This window comes from Frankia sp. CcI156 (genome assembly GCF_001983015.1).
Classification (GTDB): Bacteria; Actinomycetota; Actinomycetes; order Frankiales; family Frankiaceae; genus Frankia; species Frankia casuarinae.
Genome location: NZ_MOMD01000027.1, coordinates 30,066 through 49,349 on the forward strand (window position 1 = coordinate 30,066; position 19,284 = coordinate 49,349).

The 19,284-nt window shown below is 68.9% G+C and carries 10 protein-coding genes; 5 read left to right on the forward strand and 5 right to left on the reverse strand.

Features of this window, described 5'->3' with window-relative positions:
• Positions 1-47: 47 nt before the first annotated feature.
• Positions 48-239, forward strand: coding sequence for a hypothetical protein (locus tag CcI156_RS11995; protein ID WP_011434831.1), 192 nt, complete (start codon positions 48-50; stop codon positions 237-239).
• A 43-nt stretch (positions 240-282) separates the two neighbouring features.
• On the opposite strand, the gene CcI156_RS12000 is transcribed toward CcI156_RS11995, so the two are convergent.
• Both CcI156_RS12000 and CcI156_RS12005 read right to left on the reverse strand, forming a co-directional pair.
• Entirely contained in the window at positions 283-1,044 is a 762-nt protein-coding gene (locus CcI156_RS12000) for an SDR family NAD(P)-dependent oxidoreductase (RefSeq protein ID WP_011434832.1), read from the reverse strand.
• 264 nt (positions 1,045-1,308) lie between these two features.
• Positions 1,309-5,193, reverse strand: a complete 3,885-nt coding sequence (locus CcI156_RS12005; RefSeq protein WP_254847387.1) for a diguanylate cyclase domain-containing protein — start codon at positions 5,191-5,193, stop codon at positions 1,309-1,311.
• Between the two features lie 1,478 nt (positions 5,194-6,671).
• Here CcI156_RS12005 and CcI156_RS12010 point away from each other — a divergent pair.
• Together CcI156_RS12010 and CcI156_RS24795 are read left to right on the forward strand one after the other, a co-directional pair.
• On the forward strand, positions 6,672-8,357 hold the full coding sequence (locus CcI156_RS12010; RefSeq protein WP_076805704.1) for an acyl-CoA dehydrogenase family protein: 1,686 nt from the start codon (positions 6,672-6,674) through the stop codon (positions 8,355-8,357).
• Between the two features lie 1,379 nt (positions 8,358-9,736).
• Positions 9,737-10,582 (forward strand): DUF2165 domain-containing protein, encoded by an 846-nt coding sequence (locus CcI156_RS24795; protein ID WP_139341484.1) that lies wholly within the window; start codon positions 9,737-9,739, stop codon positions 10,580-10,582.
• A 524-nt stretch (positions 10,583-11,106) separates the two neighbouring features.
• On the opposite strand, the gene CcI156_RS12020 is transcribed toward CcI156_RS24795, so the two are convergent.
• The 3 genes from CcI156_RS12020 to CcI156_RS12030 form a co-directional block, all read right to left on the reverse strand.
• Positions 11,107-12,096, reverse strand: a complete 990-nt coding sequence (locus CcI156_RS12020; RefSeq protein ID WP_076805707.1) for a hypothetical protein — start codon at positions 12,094-12,096, stop codon at positions 11,107-11,109.
• 230 nt (positions 12,097-12,326) lie between these two features.
• Entirely contained in the window at positions 12,327-13,505 is a 1,179-nt protein-coding gene (locus CcI156_RS12025) for a cystathionine gamma-synthase (RefSeq protein WP_076805709.1), read from the reverse strand.
• A 38-nt stretch (positions 13,506-13,543) separates the two neighbouring features.
• Positions 13,544-14,923: a cystathionine beta-synthase gene (locus tag CcI156_RS12030; protein ID WP_076805731.1), complete on the reverse strand. Its 1,380-nt coding sequence runs from the start codon at positions 14,921-14,923 to the stop codon at positions 13,544-13,546.
• Positions 14,924-15,432: 509 nt separating this feature from the next.
• On the opposite strand from CcI156_RS12030, the gene CcI156_RS12035 reads away from it, so the two are divergent.
• Both CcI156_RS12035 and CcI156_RS12040 read left to right on the forward strand, forming a co-directional pair.
• Positions 15,433-15,837: a YccF domain-containing protein gene (locus CcI156_RS12035; protein WP_076805733.1), complete on the forward strand. Its 405-nt coding sequence runs from the start codon at positions 15,433-15,435 to the stop codon at positions 15,835-15,837.
• A 297-nt stretch (positions 15,838-16,134) separates the two neighbouring features.
• Positions 16,135-19,200, forward strand: a complete 3,066-nt coding sequence (locus CcI156_RS12040; RefSeq protein WP_076805711.1) for a diguanylate cyclase domain-containing protein — start codon at positions 16,135-16,137, stop codon at positions 19,198-19,200.
• Positions 19,201-19,284 lie beyond the last annotated feature (84 nt).

The following is a 19,284-nucleotide window of genomic DNA, read 5'->3' on the forward strand; positions in this document are numbered from 1 at the left end:
TCCTGCGGATCGCCATCTCCACGCCGCCCGCGGAGACGTTTGCCGCATTGCGGCGGCGCTACCCGCAGGTCGACCCCGAGCGACTCCTCCCGGTCGGGTGGGACGCGGCGCGTTCGTTGATCGCCGAATATCTTGCCGCCGGGATGAGTAAGTTCGTCGTTCATCCGGTCACGACACCCGGCGGATGGCCGGATTTCTTCGACGCCTTCGCCGCCGAACTCATGCCGCTCGAGACCTGATCGGCGGGCGTTTCTGGCGAGTCGGACGATATGGACGGAGGGCTCAGGTGATGGTGAAACCGCCGTCGACGGCAAGGGTCTGCCCGGTGACGAAACTGCCGGCGTCGGAGGCCAGGAAGAGCAGCGCCGCGGTCAGTTCCTCCGGTTCACCGAAGCGTCCGCCGAGGACCCTCGGCAACTGGGTCTCGAGGTACTCGGGCTGGTACGCGTCGGTCATCTCAGAGTGGAAGAAACCCGGCGCCAGCGCGTTCACCCGGATGCCGCGTCGGCCGGTCCATTGCTGGGCCAGATCGCGGGTGAGGCCGACGAGTGCGGCCTTRCTCGCCGCGTAGGCCGCCTGCGGCAGGCCGGCGGTCGTCAGACCGAGAACGCTGGAGATGTTAACGATGCTGCTGCCGGGTCGCATGACCCGCGCCGTCGCCTGCGCCATCCAGTAGCAGCCGCCCAGGTTGACGTCGATGACGGAGCGGAACTGTTGCGGGGTCTCCTTGAGCGCGGGGACGGCGGTGCCGATCCCGGCGTTGTTGACCAGGATGTCGACCCGGCCGAAGGTCTCCATCGCGGCGGCGACAAGGTGTTCGCAGGAGGCGGGGTCGGTGACGTCGGTGGCGACGGGCAGGGCGCGGCGGCCCTCCTTCTCCACGAACTCGGCGGTGGCGGTGAGCCGGTCGACCCGGCGGGCGCCCAGGGCCACGTCCGCGCCGGCCTCGGCCAGGCCCCGGGCGAAGTCCACCCCGAGACCAGAGGACGCCCCGGTGACGACGGCGACCCGACCGTCCAATCGGAAACGGTCCAATACGGACATAGAGTGCTCCTTCACGATAAGGCGGCTCGCGCCTGATCATGGATCCCATCCCGGGCCGGCGAGCGATCCGGGCTTCTCGCGCCGCCATCCTTGCAGGTCCCGGCGGCTGGCCCTACCAGGCTGCCGGCAAACGTGTTCCGGAACATGTGATCTGTGGGTCGGGGGGTACTGACGACGTGTCGGTTACTTCGACCTCACCGGCTGTGAAGCGCGACAATCCCGCGCACGTCGACAGGGCGACCGAGGGCCTCGGGAGAGCGGAGGTCATCGCGCCGCGGGGGAGATGGAGCGTCGGGCCCGGGCGCTCGTCTTCGCCTCGTACATGTCCGTATCGGCGTGCCGGACCACGCTCTCGGGACTGTGCGAGCCGGCGCCCCCGACGGYCTGCGAGGACGCCAGGCCGATCGTTGCTTTGACCACAAGGGTGTTGCCGGCCACGGTGAGGGGTGCCTCGACGAACTCGCGCACCCGCTGCTCGGTCTGGCGCATCGTCAGGGGGTCGGCCCCGGGCAGCACAATGACGAACTCGTCACCGCCGAGTCGGAACGCCTGCCCAGCATGTGCTTCCGGTCGGATCATCTCGGGACCGATCATCTCGGGACCGATCATCTCGGGACCGATCATCTCGGGATCGATCATCTCGGGATCGATCGTCTCGGGATCTATCAGCGCGGGACCGATCGGCTYGACCGGTCCCGCGCTGGCCACCGACGGGCCCGGGGCGAGGACGTCGGCCAACCGAGTGGCGACCGTGCACAGCACATCGTCGCCCACCTGGTGACCGAACGTGTCGTTGATCGGTTTGAAGTCATCCAGATCGATGAGTAGAACCGCGAACGGAGTCTGCTCCCGAGCCAGTTGATCGAGGAATTCGGTAAGCGCCGCCCTGTTCGGCAGGCCGGTCAACGGGTCGTGGGTGGCACGTTTCCGTAGCTGCTCCTGCAACTGACGACGTTCGCTGATCTCGTGGCAGGTGAGCAGGACACCACCGTCGAAGCAGCCCGGCCCGGACGCGGGCCGCCAGGCGCCGGCCTCGATGTCGAACCAGCGATGGTCGCCGTTAACCGTCTGCATGCGGACGTCCAGCAGGGACCCCGGTCYACCACGCTGCCGGTCCGCGAGGAAGGCCCGCGTCGCAGCCTGGTCCTCGGGATGGACCAGGTCGATGAGCGGCAGCCCGATCATGGCCTTGACCGGGTAGCCGAGCAGGCTTTCGACCGCCGAACTGATGAAGGTCGGCCGGCCCGCACGGTCCAGGTTGACGATGATGTCGTGCGACTCGTGCAGCAGGGTCTGCAGCCGCGCCCGGTCGCGCCGGACCGCCTGCTCTCCCCGGAAGATCATTTTTGTCAGGCCTGAGAACGTGACGGTCACAATGCCGAGCAGCAGCAGATCGCCGACGGCATGGTTGTCTCGCGGGTCGCGCGGCAGCGGGCCGTTCTGTTGCAGGATGAGGTATCCCCACGTGGGATGGCCGGGGATCGCGGCGGCGACGGCGACGTGACCGCCGCCGTTGCGCACCGTCACCTGCCGGCTCTGGCCTGGCTTGATTGACCGCAGCTCCGTGYCGTCAATCAGGGCGATCCCGACCGCGGACGGATCGTCGGACAGGGCGATGCGCCCGGCCTCGTCGACGATGACGATCCGGGTGTCCTCTCCGGTGCCGCTCGTCCCGGTACCCCCGCCGCCAAAAACGCGGACCATCTCGGCTCCCGGCATCCCGGCTCCCGGTCTACCCATGACCAGAAACGCGGCGCTGCGTCCGTCCCGCACGATCGGCACGATGCTGTACGCCCGAACCCGATCGCCCAGGTGGAAAACAGGGATGTTGATTCCGCTGGTGCGGGCGAGAGCCCAGATCCGGTCCCGTGGGGGGAACGGGATCGTTGCGCCGGTGGGTTGGACCGCCGTCGGCCTGCCGTCGAGATCGACCAGTGCCAGAACGGTGTCGGGGCCCGCGAGCGCCGATCGGGAGACCGACGCCAGCACCCGCTGGTCGACAGCGGGTTCGGTCAGCGACCAGGGAAGTCTGGAGATCRGGTCGATCAGGCGCACGGGTTGACCCAGGTCCGCGACATACTCGGCCAGACGGAGGACGAGGGAGTGGGTCTCGGCGGTGTGTTGGGCCTCGTCTCGCCGCCGGTTGGCATTCTCGATCTCCAGGGTGACCGCCGTGGCGGCCAGGATGACGGTCCCCAGCACGAGCAGTGGGATGGCTCGCCCCAGCTGCTCGCGCACGGTTGTCCGCCAGCGTCGAGGAGACAGCGGATGCCCGGTCCGGCCCGCGGGTGACGATCCGGAYGCGCCTGGGGATCTGGGCGGGCCTGGGGATCTGGGCAAGGCTGGGAAGGACATCGAGCGCGGTCGGGTGACCGGGGATCGCGGCATGATCCGGTCGGTGGCGAGGAGCACAGACGCGGACGGTGCGGGCGCCTTGAGCGTGGTGGTCTCGGCCGCTGGGGGGTCCGCCATGGCATATCGTCCCGGACCAGCCTGCTTGGCCTTGTACATGGCCTCGTCGGCCGCGCGCAGCAGCCGCCCGGAATGGCTGGGCCGGCTGACGGCCAGCGCTACTCCGACGCTTGCGGCGACGCAGACCTCGTAGCCGTCGACGAGGATCGGTTCCCGTACCGCGCGGATGACCCGACCGGCCATGGTGCGAGCGGCGATTTCGTTCGCGCGCAGCAGCAGGACCCCGAACTCGTCGCCGCCGAATCTCCCGGCGACATCGTCGGGGCCCAGCAGTGTTCGGATCCGTCCACTGATGACCTGCAGCACCCGGTCGCCGGCCGCGTGGCCGAAGGTGTCGTTGACCGGCTTGAAGCTGTCGAGGTCGATGAACAGGACCGCGACGCCCCCAGCCGCGGCGAGGGCATCCTCTAGCTGCTCCTCGAAGGCGGTCCGGTTACACAGTCCGGTGAGTACGTCATGGCGCGCCTGATAGCCGAGCTGGTCCAACAACTGCTTCCGTTTACCGACCGCATGGCAGGTGATCAGCACTTCGCCGGATCCATCCCGGGTGGACAGGTGGCGGGTCGCGACGTCGAACCACCGGGATGTGCCGTTCGCCGCCGTCATCCGAATGTTGAGCAGGGACCCGGCAGCGGGGTTCTCGATCAATCGTACGAGCCGGTGGGCGTCGTCCGGGTGCACCAGATCCGCGACCTTGCGCCCGAGCCAGGTTTCCTGGGAATGGTCGAGTAACGGGACGATCGCGGGGCTGATGAACGTGAGTCGTCCAGTGAGGTCGGTTGTCAGCACGATGTCATGGGCCGCCGCGAACAACGCGCACAGCCCGGCCCGGGAGCGCCGAGCCGCCGTCTCTCGCAGCAGGCCGACGAAGACGATGCTCAGGACCGACGTCAGCGCGAAGGCCAGCAACGTCAGATTCCGTTGGTTCCGTCGGGCCCGGAGGTCGGCGTTCAGCGAGTCCGTGGCCTGCCGGAAGTAGGTCAGGTACCCCGTCGTCGGCTGCACCGCCGTGATGTTCGTGATCCTCCTGCCGTTCTCGGTCGTCTCCCAGATCCGCGCACCACCACGCTGGGCGTGGGAGCGGGAGAGATCGGCGGTCGAGAGGACCTGCCGACCCAGCATGCCCGGCTCGGTGGATGCGATCGGTACCCCGTCCGGGCCGACCGTCGACATGCTGCCCCGGCCGACCCCGAGCAGGGCCGTGATCCAGTTGGTGAACTGGAGGTTGGACTCTTCGGTGGACACGGCGACCAGGACGGCCCAGGGCCGCGGACGGCCGACGGGAACCACCGTTGCTCTGACGCGGCCATCGTGGAGGGCGAAGACGGGGGACACCGCGGGAACCCCGGACCAGGCAGCGGACCAGGCCTGCCCCAGGTCGGCGGGGACTATGGAGTTCCCCCGTGGATAGGAGGCCGTGGTATGGCCCGCGGTGTCGAGCAGCGCAACCACCCGGATGACATCGCCGGAGTGAGCGATCTGGAGCTGCGGGAGCAGGGCTTCGTTTCCCAGGGGGTCACCGGGCTGGAAGGGCGTCCGATCGGTCGCGGACTGCATCGCCGCCGGGTTATCGACGATCGCCGCCCACTGCGCGAGCCGCTTGACCAGCTGGGAACGTTCGTTGAGGCGGTCGATCTTCTCCCGGCTCAGCAGATCGGAGCCCRTCCAGATTGCCATGGTACCGAGGACCGCAACCGTGAGTAGTCCGACGATCAGCGGGTGGATGAATCGCCGCCGGAGTCGCGATCCGGCCCGGGCCGCCGAGGTTCTGATTGCGGCCGTGACTCGCCCGGGCGCTTGCCGCCCACCGATTCGGCCACCTCTGATCATCTATATGCCCCGTCCGACAACCGTGCCCGGACTCGACGGATCTTACCGTGAGTGAAGACTTTCTGTTTTCCGTGCCGTCGAATCATCCCGGTAGTGGGTGAGCATACGAGTATCTGTGCCACGAGTTTCACCGGCCGCCRCCCGTGACAGAACTCCACCGCTTGTGCCGACACGGACCGGCGTATTGGGCTGGGTGACCCGGCGCGTTCGCGGGATGGAGGAGATTGCCGAGCGAGAATGATTCGACTACTAGAGGTGTCGCTCTGAATACTTTAAGGCTTGGATGGTCGGTCGATGGGCGGCATCAACTCGACTACGGGTTACTGCGTATAACGCTATGTATAGCACTGGGTGCTGTTGGTTGGAGCTGGGGAGCTGTGATGTTGGTACCGCCCGCGACCGGTCCCCGCATGCTTCTCGTTCCCTTCGGCGTTATCCAATACTCTCCGTAACACCCGKCCGGTCTAGCCCGATCGAGTATCGCGGAAGATGATCATCTGCTCACCGCGTGCGTTGCTCGAGCCGGCGGGGCTTCGTGGCAGCGGGACCGCCGGGTGAATAAGAGCGCGTGACCGTCCCTGCCTGCCCGCCGGCTCCTCGTCGAGGCGTCGGCGAGGGCGCGGGGCGGCTTGGTCGAGCAGTGTGTCGGCTGCTTCCGATCCGTTCCGCCGGTGGCTGGCTTAACGGGAAACGGCATTCTAGCCCGGACGGCGGTCCGGAGATTCACCGCGCCTCGGGTGGGCCGGAGCGTGCGGATTTCTTCGCCCGGACGTGGCCACCGGTCGATTTACCTGGTTCTCGATCCGGCCTAGTGCCCGGACGTCAGGGCGCGACGACATCGTCCCGGCGTTGGATGCCGAATGTGTAAAAATCTTTGGGCGCAATAGCCGGACGCCGGCCGGGAACAGCCCACCTGTTCGGGGCCGGCGGCAGGGATCTTTTCTGGTCCGCCGTGGGCCTTCGCCGCGGGAGCGGATCCTCTTCGGCGCGGCCGTGATCCGCACGGCCCCGCCGGGTACACGGCCCGTGGATCCGGCGAGAGCGCGCGATGCGACTGGTCCGACGCGGCCAGGAGTGGCACGCTTCATACCAGTGCCGACGGGCCGTGCTCGGACGCGGCTCGGCTCATGTGCGGCACTGTCGATGTGCGGCCCGGCCGAGGCCGATGTGCGGCCCGGCCGAGGCCGATGTGCGGCCCGGCCGAGGCCGATGTGCGGCACTGTCGAGGCCGATGTGCGGCCCGGCCGAGGCCGATGTGCGGCACTGTCGAGGCCGATGTGCGGCACTGTCGAGGCCGATGTGCGGCCCGGCCGAGAGGAGGGCCGGTGATCTCGCCGACCACCGTCAACCGGACAACGGCGGTTCCCGGGACGTGTTCGTCCCGGACCCATGAGGTGACGAACCAGCCTCCGCCCCTCGTGGGGCACGATGCGGCGGCCGATCCGGCGCTGCTGGCGGCCCTCGCGCGGGAGGGGGCCGGCTGGCATATGGACGATCTGCACCGACTCGGTCGGTTGGCCGGCAGCGAGGAGGCCGCCCGCCAGGCCGACGAGGCGAACAGGTTCCCGCCGCAACTGCGCACTCATGATCGTTACGGGTTTCGCGTTGACGAGGTGGACTTCCATCCCTCCTGGCATGCCCTGATGGAGGTCGCGGTACGGGAGGGCTTGGCCGGGGCGCCGTGGGCCGACCCGCGTCCCGGCGCCCATGTCGCCCGCGCCGCGGACATCCTGGTCTGGGGCACCGTCGAGCAGGGCCATCTGTGCCCGGTGTCGATGACCTACGCCGTGGTGCCGGCGCTGCGCGCCGCCCCGGAGCTCGCCGCCCGCTACGAACCGTTGCTGACCAGCCGCGTCTACGATCCGGGTCTGCGCCCACCCGAGGGCAAGGCCGGCCTGCTGGCGGGCATGGGCATGACGGAGAAGCAGGGTGGCTCGGACGTCCGTGCCAACACGACGACGGCGACGCCGGCGGGCGACGGGACCTATCGGCTGCGGGGGCACAAGTGGTTCACCAGCGCCCCGATGAACGACGTCTTCCTGGTCTTGGCCCAGGCCCCCGGTGGCCTGTCCTGCTTCTGGGTGCCACGGGTGCTTCCGGACGGCGTCCGCAACACCTTTCGCATCGCGCGGCTGAAGGACAAGCTCGGTAATCGCAGTAACGCCAGCGGCGAGCCGGAGTTCGACGACACGGTCGGTTGGCTGGTCGGCGAGGAGGGCGCAGGGGTCCGGGCCATCATCGAGATGGTGGCGATGACCCGGCTCGACTCCAGCCTCGGCTCGGCGGCGGGGATGCGTGCGGCCGTCATGGCGGYAGCCCACCACGTGCGTCACCGACGCGCGTTCGGGAGACCGCTCATCGATGCTCCGTTGATGCGCAATRTGCTCGCCGATCTCGCCCTGGAGTCCGAGGCCGCGACGACCCTGGTGCTCCGGGTGGCGGGCGCGGTCGACCGGGCGGCCCGTGGCGATCGTCAGGAACAGGCGTTCGGACGGTTGGCGATCGCCGTCGCGAAGTACTGGGTGTGCAAGCGTTCCCCGGCGCTGGCCGCCGAGGCGCTCGAATGCCTGGGGGGCAACGGCTACGTGGAGGAGTCCGGGATGCCGAGGCTCTACCGCGAGGCGCCGCTGAACGGCATCTGGGAGGGCTCGGGCAACGTCAACGCGCTCGACGTGCTGCGCGCGCTCACCCGGGAACCGGCCAGCTTCGCCGCCTTCGCCACGGAGATCGACGCGGCGCGTGGCGCGGACCGCAGGCTGGACGCGGCCTGGGCCCGGTTGCGCGCTGTCCTGGACCGGTCCAAGGACGCGGAGTTCGCCGCCCGGCGCATCGTTGAGCGACTTGCCGTCGTCCTGCAGGGCTCCTTGCTGGTGCGCTACGCCCCGAGCGCCGTGGCCGACGCGTTCTGCGCCACGAGAGTCGCCGGTGAGGGGGGACTGGCCYTCGGTACCCTGCCCGATGCCGCTGATGTGCCAAATATTCTCGGCAKAATTCCACCGATGGGCGCCTGAGATGATTCGCTCGGTGTTTCCTGACCTTGGCGGATAGGTACTAGAAACTCTCCGTAATCAATGCTGCGCCATCGGGTGGGGGATGTGCCCCTAGGGTGGAGACTGACTGCGCCCTGGAGGGTTCCATGGTGTTCTTCTGCTTGGCTGTCGCCGGGCTGATATTGATCGCGGGCGCGCTCGGCCTGGTGCGGGGACGCGCGGAATGGGCGTGGATCCCCAACCGCCGTACGGCCGGCGCGGTTGCCGGTGCGGGATCCGCGGCGCTCGTCGCTTTCGGGCTGCTCGCATCCCGAGGAGTCGGGGTCGGCGACGGCAACGATCCGGACCTGCCCGTGAGCCAGGCTGTCCTGCCCGCACCGACTCCCCCATCACCGTCCACGCCAGCATCGCCACTTTCAGTGCTATCCGCGACGTCCGTCGAGCCCGGGTCCACGTTGCCCGCGGACACCGACGCGGATCGGGACCTGGCTGCGGACAGGGCCGCACGTCGTCCGGCGCCGTCCGATGACCGCGGCGGACCCCAGCAGTCGCGTCCTCCCACATGGGACACCTGGCCGCCGTGGGCGTCGCCCGCGGACAGCCGGTCGTCGGGGACGTTGCAGCTAGGGACGTTGCCGGTGGAGACGTCGCCGGCGCCGACGCTGCCGTCTGCTACGTCCTCGCCGGGGACGTCGCCGGCGGGGACGTCGCCGCCGGGAACCCGGCCGACGGGAACCCCGCCGCCGGCGCATGGTCGGCCCGACACCCGCCCGGACGACCGGGGAACCGCCGGGGACGACCGGGGAACCGCCGGGGACGACCGGGGAACCGCCGGGGACGACCGGGGAACCGCCGGGGACGACCGGGGAACCGCCGGGGACGACCGGGGAACCGCTGGCGGTCGCGGAACCGCCGGTCAGAAGTCCGACGGGCGCGACCATGCCGGGCGCGACCATGCCGGGTCCGACCGACATGCCGGGTCCGACCGAGGAGCCGAGAGCGCGGCCCCGACACCACGCGACGGCGGTCGCCCCTCACCCGGATCACCTGGATCGAGTGATACGGGTCGTGGCGCGGGGGCATCGCGGCAACCGAGGGAACCGGGGGRTCGGTCCGTCTCTAGGCCGGCGAGTGGACCGTCGGCGAGCGGGGCGGGGTCGCCGTCCGCTCCGCCGCGCACGAACGAGGGCTCGCCCAGGGCGACCGGGCAGCCGGTCGGCTCGGCCCGGCCGGCTGTCGCCGCCGGGCCGGCGGACGGATGATCGTTCTCGCTCGAGGTTGTCGGCTGCCGCGCTTTTCCGGGTACACGGAGGGCGACACGACGTTCTGGTATTCGTCTCGTTACTTTCAGTGAGTTACGGTTCGGGTTCTCGTGCTGATGCTGAGACCTGGGGGCCCCGATGGCGGCGGTTGCGATGATCATCGCTCTGCTTGCGGTGATGGTGATGCTGATCGGTGTCACAGGCATCCTGCGTGGGCGGGTCGGCTGGGCCGGAATTCTGGACCGGCGGCGAAGCGGCGCGGTCGCGGCGGCTGGATTCACGGTCGCGGTCATCGCCTTCGGGCTCGCCGCGCCCGGCGGGCCCAMCCCGGGCGACGTGCTGATCCAGGCCGATCGACCGTCGTCCGATCGGCTCGTCCGGGCCAGGACTGATGACGATCGGGACGACGACCGGTGGGCGGGCCGCCGCGAGCAGAGCCGATCGTCCTTCCCCACCCGGTCCACCTACCCCGACCCCGTCCACCCCGTTCCCGGCGTCCCGGGAACGGACGGAGCACGGACGTTGCCACGCCTCGTCGCCCCTTCAGGCGATCCGGATTCCGCCGGGGGCCCGACCGCACCTTTCGTCGAATCACGGCCCCCGTCTTCGCCCACGCGCCCGCCGTCGGCCGACGGCGGGCGGCGGGTGTCATTGGTTCCACCCGTCGCATCGGATCGGGCGGATGCCTTCGGACCCGATCCGGGGGACAGGAGACTGCTCCCTTCGGTGCCCAGCCGCCGGACCGCGCCGCGTCCGTCGTCGAACCCGTCGGAAGCGCGGCCGTCCGGCGGACTGCTCCCCGCGCCCGCGGGCGGGTCGGTCGATCCCGGACCGCCCGCACAGGCCGGTCCGACGGGGGGCGGCAGGGCGGACGGCCGGGGCGACGACTGCGGCCCGGCGACGGCTCCCGGACCGATTGTGGTGATTCCCGATCTGTTCGGCTCCAAGCAACAGGCTGATGCCGCGATGTGCGCGGATCCCTGAGCGGGTCCGGCGTTTCAACCCGCCGGTGTGGGACCGGCGCGGCTGGCCGCGACCAAGGCGACGACCGAGGGGCGAGCCGAAGCACTTTTGTCTCCACCGGCCCGGTTCGCATTGTCGCCTACCCGATAATGTACCGCCGTGCCTATTCCTTATCCCGTTCTCGCTCAGGCGACACCGCCGCCGCTGCCGATCGCCTCGAACACTGCCCTACAGAAATCCGTAAATCTTAACCCGTCGAATGAACTGCATTATTCCAACATCTTGTCGCCGTTGGTTGTTCTGATTATGGTTGTTGCTGGCCTGCTGCTGCTGCATGGACTCCGCGCCGGTGTGYGTCCCTGGGCTCGACGCCGCGTCCTCACGGCCGGGGTCCTCACGGCCGGCGGTGTTGTGGCCAGGGCTGTTGTGGCCAGGGCTGGCATGGCTGATCGGGCGCCGTGCGCCGGTATCCCGGTGGAAGGCCCCGGCGCCGGGGGCGTGCCGGCAGATGACGTCGTGACCGCCCCCGGACGTCAACGACGCGATCAGAGCGGGGACCACTCCTGGGCCTGGATGACGAGTCCGGACCAGTCCGCGCCCTGGCTGCGGGCGCGTTCGGCGAGAAAGAGGATTCCGTTCGACAGCCAGCTGCTCGGCCGCACGGCGGATGCGGCGAGCGCTCTGGTCGCGAGGATCTCGGCCTTGTCCAGCTCGCGTGCGCGCATCGCCGCGGATGCCTGGTAAAGGCGGACGGCGGCGAGAGCACCGGACGCCCGGGAACGGTCGAACAGTTCGGCTGCCTCGCTCAGCCGCTCATTTCCCTCGTCCAATGCGCCGGCGGCGACGAGTGCCGCACCGCCGAATGTCGGCAGATACCCAGGATGGATACCGTCCAGGCTGTAACCCACCGCACCTGCCGGGAGCTTTGYCGCGACCGATCCCGCTGAGCGCAGCACGGCGACGATATCGTCGGTAGGCAGGTGGCACGCGGCCATGATGTGCGCCTCGGTGGTCATCGCCAGGACCGCGGTGTGCGCGTGTGGTGCCGTGGCCTGGGCCGCCCGCGCCAGCGCCAACCCGTCGCGGGTGCTCTGGAAGGAATAAGCGGCGAGTTCAGCCAACACGACTCCGGCGTGGGCGGCGGTCGTCGCGTCTCCTACATGTTTCGCGAGGACGAGCGCCGCCCGCGCCGAGACTGTGGCCGGCCTGGCCATGCCGTTGTCACCCTGTGCCACGGAGGTCATGAGAAGAATCCGGCCATGCGCTCGTATCCAGTCCCGGCGCAGGGCTGAGCCCAACCGCCATCGGCCGATCGTCCGCGCATGGTGCTCCAGCGTCGCGAGGCGCTCGACCAAGTCGGCCGGCGCGGTGGTCTCCCAGCGGCGGGCGAGGGACTCCAGACCGGCCTCGACCTGGTGTAGCGCTGCGCGGCTGTCCATCGCCGAGGATGTCATGTCGACCGCCTCGGCGGCTCCGAGGACACCGAGTAGCGCGCTCGTGGTAAGGATCGTTCGGCGGTCCGTCGATGCGTCCATGTGGTACTCCTGACGATCGCGACCTGGCGGACTGGGCACATGTCCGGCGTATGYGCACGCGCAACCATTGCTGTTCTCCGCCCGAGGGTCTCGACACAGTAAGGTCACGGTAACCGGGTACGGGGCGCTATGTCGCCGCCGCGGGTTAAGGTTTGGACTTTTTTCGCTGGTTCGCCCTTCCGTACCGGACGCGTGCGCCAGAAGCCACCACTCCCGAAACCGGGGCCGGGCTACGCGGATCCGTCGGAAAGCCCGCGCAGCGCCTGGTGCAGATCGGCGACGAGGTCGTCCACTGATTCGATCCCGACCGAGAGCCGAACGAGGTCCGCGGGTACCGCGAGCGGCGAGCCCTCCACCGAGGCATGGGTCATGCTCGCCGGATGTTCGATCAGGGATTCCACCCCACCCAACGACTCGGYGAGAGTGAACAGCCTGGTCCGGCCACATGCCGCCACGGCCGCCTGGGGGCCGGCCCGAAGGGTGAACGAGACCATTCCCCCGAAGTCGCGCATTTGCTTCGCGGCGATGTCGTGACCCGCATGGCCGGTCGAACCCGGGTAGCGGACGGCCCCGACAGCGGGGTGCGTGGCGAGCTCGGCCGCGATACGCCGAGCGTTGTCGCAGTGCCGGTCCATCCGAACGGGGAGCGTCTTGACACCGCGCAGTACCAGCCAGCTGTCGAAGGGGCCGGCGACGGCGCCGGCCGCGTTCTGCAGGAACCGTAGCCGGGCGCCCAGGTCCGGATCGCCGACCACGAGCGCGCCGCCGACGACATCGCTGTGGCCACCGAGATACTTCGTCGTGGAATGCACCACCGCGTCCGCCCCCAGGGTCAGTGGCTGCTGCAGGTAGGGCGAAGCGAACGTGTTGTCGACCGTCAGCAGCGCCCCCGCGTCATGCGCCAGCGACGAGAGAGCGACGATGTCGGCGATGGACAGCATGGGATTGGTCGGGGTTTCGCACCACACCAGTCGCGTGGTGCCCGGACGGATCGCGACTCGCACCGCATCGAGGTCGGTGAGATCGATGCTGGTGTGGTCGACGCCCCAGTCGGCGAGCACCCGGGCGATGAGCCGGTAGGTGCCGYCATAGGCGTCCGCCGGGATGATGACGTGGTCTCCGGGCCGGCAGACGGTTCGCAGCAGGGCGTCCGCCGCCGCCATGCCGGAGGAGAAAGCGAGGCCGACCGTCCCGCGTTCCAGTGCGGCGAGGCAGGTCTCCAGCGCGGTACGGGTCGGATTCGCCGAACGACTGTACTCGTAACCGCTCCGAAGCCCACCCACGCCATCCTGGGCGAACGTCGAGGACTGGTGGATCGGCGTCACCACCGCTCCCGTGACGGGATCGGGCTCCTGGCCGGCATGGATCGCGATGGTCTCGAATCCCTCAGYGGGCTGCTCCATATGCATGACGCCACGCTAGGGCGTTCTCGATGATCGGTGCCGATCTAGCGGACGGCCAGGAAACTCAGCAGGTCGGCACGGGTAAGGATGCCGACGGGATTACCCTCGTCGTGTACCAGCACCGCGGGTTCGTCCCCGAGCACCGCGACGATCCGGGCCAGTGGCTCGCCGGTACCCACCATCGGAAGCGACGGCGACAGATGATCGGCGACCGGAGCGTCGATGGCGGACCGGTCGGCGAAGACCGCCGCGAGCAGATGCCGCTCGATGACGRAACCCRCGACCTCYGCCGCCCGCAGGGGCGGTTCGTGCCGCACCACCGGCATCTGCGACACGTTGTACTCGCGCAGGTAGGAGATGGCGGCACCGACTGTCTCGGCCGGGTGGACATGCACCAGATCGGGGGGACCACTGGTCTGTTCGGCCTTGTTCCGCAGGACGTCCGAGACGGTCGGCTCGTTCGACGGCGGCTCCAGAAAGCCGTACTCGTACATCCATTCGTCGTTGAAGATCTTCGACAGGTATCCGCGGCCGGAGTCCGGAAGCAGGACCACAACGGCGTCGTCCGGGCCGAGCTCGCGAGCGACCCGGAGGGYGACTACCACCGCGAGCCCRCCTGATCCGCCCACCAGCAGCCCGCATTTCCTGGCCAGCTCGCGCGTCATCAGGAACGAGTCGCGGTCGCTGACCGCCTCCACCCGGTCGACGACCGTCTTGTCGTAGGTCGTCGGCCAGATGTCCTCCCCGACGCCTTCGACGAGGTAGGGCCGGCCGCTGCCACCGGAGTAGACCGAACCCTCCGGATCCGCGCCCACGATCTGCACGGTTCCGCCGGACGCCTCCTTGAGGTAACGGCCGACTCCACTGATCGTCCCGCCGGTCCCGATGCCGGCGACGAAATGGGTGACGCGACCGTTCGTGGCCTGCCAGATCTCCGGCCCGGTCGTAGCGTAGTGCGCAGCGGGATTGTTCGGGTTGGAATACTGATCCGGGCTCCAACCACCGGGAGTCTCGCGGACGAGCCGGCGGGCCACCGAGTAGTAGGAGCGGGGGTCGTCGGGTGCCACTGCTGTCGGGCAGATGACGACCTCGGCGCCGTAGGCGCGCAGGACGGCTCGTTTCTCTTCGCTGATCTTGTCGGGCATGGTGAACACGCAGCGATAGYCCCGCCGGGCCGCCACCAGGGCCAAGCCGACACCGGTGTTTCCGCTGGTAGGTTCGATGATGGTCCCACCAGGCGGAAGCAGTCCGGYCTCCTCGGCGGCGGAGACCATGGTCAGCGCTACCCGGTCTTTCACCGATCCACCGGGATTAAGGTACTCCAGCTTTGCCAGCACCGGCGTCGGCGTCGTCTCGATCGTCGGTGTGATCCGGACCAGCGGCGTGTTTCCGACAAGATCGATTACGTGGTCGAATGCCTGCATATCGGTCATCCGCGCATCACTTCCGCTCTCGAGAGAGGTAACCGGGGCGACACCTCGTGTCCACGGCGGGCGGGAGCCGGTTGGGCTACCCGAACCGGCTCACCTCCTGGATACCGACGACCGTGGCCGGGAAGCTGCCTGCGCCAGGCGGCGGCGTACGTCACCTGCGTTCGTGCGGCCGCGGCCGGTCGGTCGCGACCGGCCGGCATGGACTGCTGTCATGACAGTAGCGAGCAGGGCCGGAACGTGCCGGGCCGCGTGGCATCCACTCCGTTTGCGATGGCGTCCCCGGGGCAGATCATCGTGGTGTACCTGACGGTGTGTCATCGTGGTGTACCTGACCGTGTTCGGACGGTCGTGTTCGGACGACCTGGGCTGGATTGGTACGATAAAGTCGGTGCCGATCGACGAGTGGCGGCCGATCGACAGTGGCGCTGATGCTTCCGGCAGGCTTGCCATCGGCGTTCACCACGATCCCGGTGTCGGATCGGGAGAGAGCGGGTCAGCTCATGCGCCTCGTGCTCAACGTCATCTGGTTGGTATTCGGTGGTTTCTGGCTTGCCGTCGGCTATGCCCTCGCGGCGCTTGTGTGCTTCATTCTCATCKTCACGATTCCCTTCGGGATCGCCGCCCTGCGGATGGCGAACTTCACCCTGTGGCCGTTTGGACGGCGCATTGTCGACCGACCCGGCGCCGGCGGGGCGTCCCTGGTCGGAAACGTGCTGTGGATCCTGCTGGCCGGTTGGTGGTTGGCACTGGGACATCTCACCACCGGCCTGGCACTCTGCCTCACCATCATCGGTATCCCGCTCGGGTTGGCGAACTTCAAACTGATCCCGGTCTCGCTGCTGCCGCTGGGTAAGGAGATCGTGGACGTCGACGCCCCCGCGGTCGGAGCTCGCGCGGCATTCTGAGCCGCCGCGGCAGGTCGAGCGTGCTCGGACCGTGCCGCGCCGCCGCGCGAACAGAATGCCGGCCGCATGATCACAACGACATGATCGACTATGCCGTCCCGCTCCACCGGTAGCGTCGCCAGCATCGCATACGTGCTTATACCGGTCTCATCTCGGGCGTCGCTCGCAGATCGGAGCATTCCGTAGGCGACAGCAGGCCCACAATGGTGTAGTAGATTTGATGGTGTGGAATGTGCGCGCAGGCCAGGAGGGTGACGCGGAAACCTCTGGGCTCCCGAGGAGGGAGGTGAAATCATCGTGGACATCTGGGATGACCTTGCGCAGCGTAACAGCGCTCACCTGCGGGAACGATTCCTGACGGGGGACCTGGTAGCGGAAGGACCACAAAACGCGATTTTGGGTTCGTGGTGGCGCAGCCAGGTACTGAACGTGAGCCCGGACCGGTGCTCCCCCGTCTATGATCCGGATCTTGATCTGGACACGCGCCTGGTCCGCGCGGCCGACCCGGTACTCGACCGACTGGCATCCATGATCGCCGGGACCTGGGTGTGCGTGTGTCTCACCGACGACCAGGCAAGAATACTGGCGCACCGGGTCGGTGAGRCATCCTTCGGCCTACACCCTGGGTTCTGCGTCGCCGAGCACCTGGTCGGCACCAGCGCCGTAGCCCTCGCCCTCGTGGAAAGGCGCCCCGCCCGCGTCTCGGGCGCCGAGCACTTTGCTGACCTCTACCAACCGGACGCGTGCATATCCGCTCCCGTCCGCGACCCCCTCAGCGGGCGTATCGAAGGCGTGTTCAGCCTCATTTGCAGGCTCGCCGAGGYGAATCCGTCGGCGGAAGCCATGGTGGGGGAGGCTGGCCGCGCTATCGAACATCGCCTGCTGGAACAGGCGAGCGAGCGGGAACGCGCCTTGCTCCTGGYGTACCGGCAGGCCAAACACCGGATGCGGATACCGGCTGGCGGCGCACAGTTTCCGCTTGATCTCGATGCCGGGTCCGGCATCGAGATCAAGCACGATACTCGGCTGGTTTTGCAGGAGAAGGCCGCTGAACTGATCGCAGCGGGCCGGCCGACCGCCATCGAGGTATCCCTGCCGCACGGTCAGACTGCCACGCTGGTGTGCAGGGAGGTACGGACGCACTCCGCAGTGGCCGGGCTGGCCGTCGAGGTCGTCCTTCCCTTCGGGCCGCCCCGTCGCCTCATGACCAGCGCCGCGGCTGTGGCAGGACACCTCAACAGCCAGCCGCGGGGGGCCGACGCCGGTGCCCCGTCGGCGCCGGGGCTTTTCCTGCCGTATGCCGCGCTCAGCGCGCCCAGGCCGACGCCGCGACTGCCGGCGGGTGCACCCGACGCCACCCGCCCGGCCAGCACACCCGTGGCCAGTGCGTACCCGGCCAGCCGGCAGCCCGCCATCGGCGCGTCACTGCTGGCGATCGGGGAACAGGGAATCGGCCGTCTCGCGGTGGCGGCACGGCGACGCCTCACCCTGCTGTACGAGGCCAGTATGCACATCGGGACCACCCTCGACGTGACTCGGACCGCCGAGGAACTGGCCCAGGCAGCCGTGCCCGAACTCGCCGACGTCGTCACGGTGGACCTGTCGGAGTCTGTTCTGCGGGGCGAGGACTCGCTGCGTCCGACCGCACTGCTGCGCCGCGCCGCCCTGCACGRCATCCAGGAAGGCCTCGCTCTCTACCCGGCCGGTCACCAGATCAGCTTCCTGCCCTCCACGCCGCAGGCTCGGTGCCTGGCCAGCGGGCGAGCGGTGCTCGAGGCCGACCTGCACGCGGCTCCCGGTTGGCAGGCCCAGGACCCCGAACGCGTCGAGCAACTCCTCGCGCAGGGGATCCACTCGCTCATCACCGTCCCCCTGTGCGCCCGCGACGTGATGTTCGGGGTGGCCAGTTTCTGCCGCTCCCGGCAACCAGAGCCCTACGAGGACGACGACCTGGCCCTGGCCGAGGAGTTGGCCGCCCGCGCGGCGCTGTGCCTGGACAACGCCCACCGCTACACCCGCGAACGACAGCTGCACCACCAGGCCCTGCACGATCCGCTGACCGACCTGGCGAACCGCACGCTGTTGACGGCCCGACTGCAACGCGGACTTGCCCGGCGCCTCCACGACAATACGCAGGACGACACGCAGCTTGCACTACTGTTCTGCGACCTCGACGACTTCAAGAGCGTCAACGACAGATTCGGGCACGCGGCCGGCGACGACCTGCTTCGCGTAACCGCGGGTCGGCTGACGAGTTGCGCCCGTAGCACCGACACGGTTGCCCGCATCAGCGGCGACGAGTTCGCGGTCCTGCTGGAAGGCGGCTGCGTCGACCCCGAGTCCATCGGGCGGCGGATCCTGGAAACACTCCGCGTACCCTTGGTACTCGCCGGAACGGTTCATACAACCCAGGCCAGCATTGGGCTGGTCGTTGTCGACCCCGGCACTCAGGCCACCGCGGAAAGCGTGCTGAAACAGGCGGACTCCGCCATGTACGCCGCAAAACGGCGGGGTAAGGGCACCCTGGTGGTGTACCGGCCGGAGCTGTGCCCCGCCAGCGCCGAGGACGCCCTGCGCACCAGCCTCACCCACGCCGTACGCGGCGAGGATGGCGGCGGTACCCTCAACGTCAGCTATCAGCCGATCATCGAGCTMCACACCGGTCGGACCGTCGGTGTCGAGGCGGCGCTTCGGTGGGACGACCCGTCCTCCCGATCCGTTCCCCACCACCGTCTCACCCTCACCGCCCAGCAGACCGGGCTGGCCCCCGCACTGGAGCACATCCTGCTCGACCGGGCCTGCCGTGACCTCGGCCGATACCGAAGCACGGGCCATCCGGAGGTGGCCCTCCACATCCCCGTCTCGATCCTCGATGCCGCTGACGCCCGGTTCACGACCGAGGTGGTCAATGCTCTGACCGTCCACCACCTGCCACCCGATGCTCTCGTGCTCCGCGTCGCCGGCGCGACGCACCACACCGATCAGGCTGCCCTGCGGGCGCTGCGCGGACTGGCCGCACGAGGTATCAGGCTCGCGATCACCTATCCCGACGCCGAGGACCTCTCGTTCGATCCCCTTCTGCCGCTTCCCGTCCAGATCATCGTGCTCGACGCCRCCGCCACCCGGCACCTGACCGAATCGCTGACCGACGGCCGCACCCCCGGGGAAGAAGAAAACGACGGCACGCTGCGCACGGCGTTYCTCGCCACCATCCGCGGACTGGGCATTTCACTGCTGGGCACCGGCATCGCTGACGCGAAGCAGGCCGCCACCCTCGCGCACAGCGGCTGCGGCCTTGGCCAGGGCAGCCTCTTCGGCGGACCCGCACCGCTCGCCGACATCCCCGGCAGGTATCCGACATGAGGTAGCCGCCATGTCTCCAGTGCGCGGCACTGACCCTCGACTCTCCAGTGCGCGGCACTGACCCTCGACTCTCCAGTGCGCGGC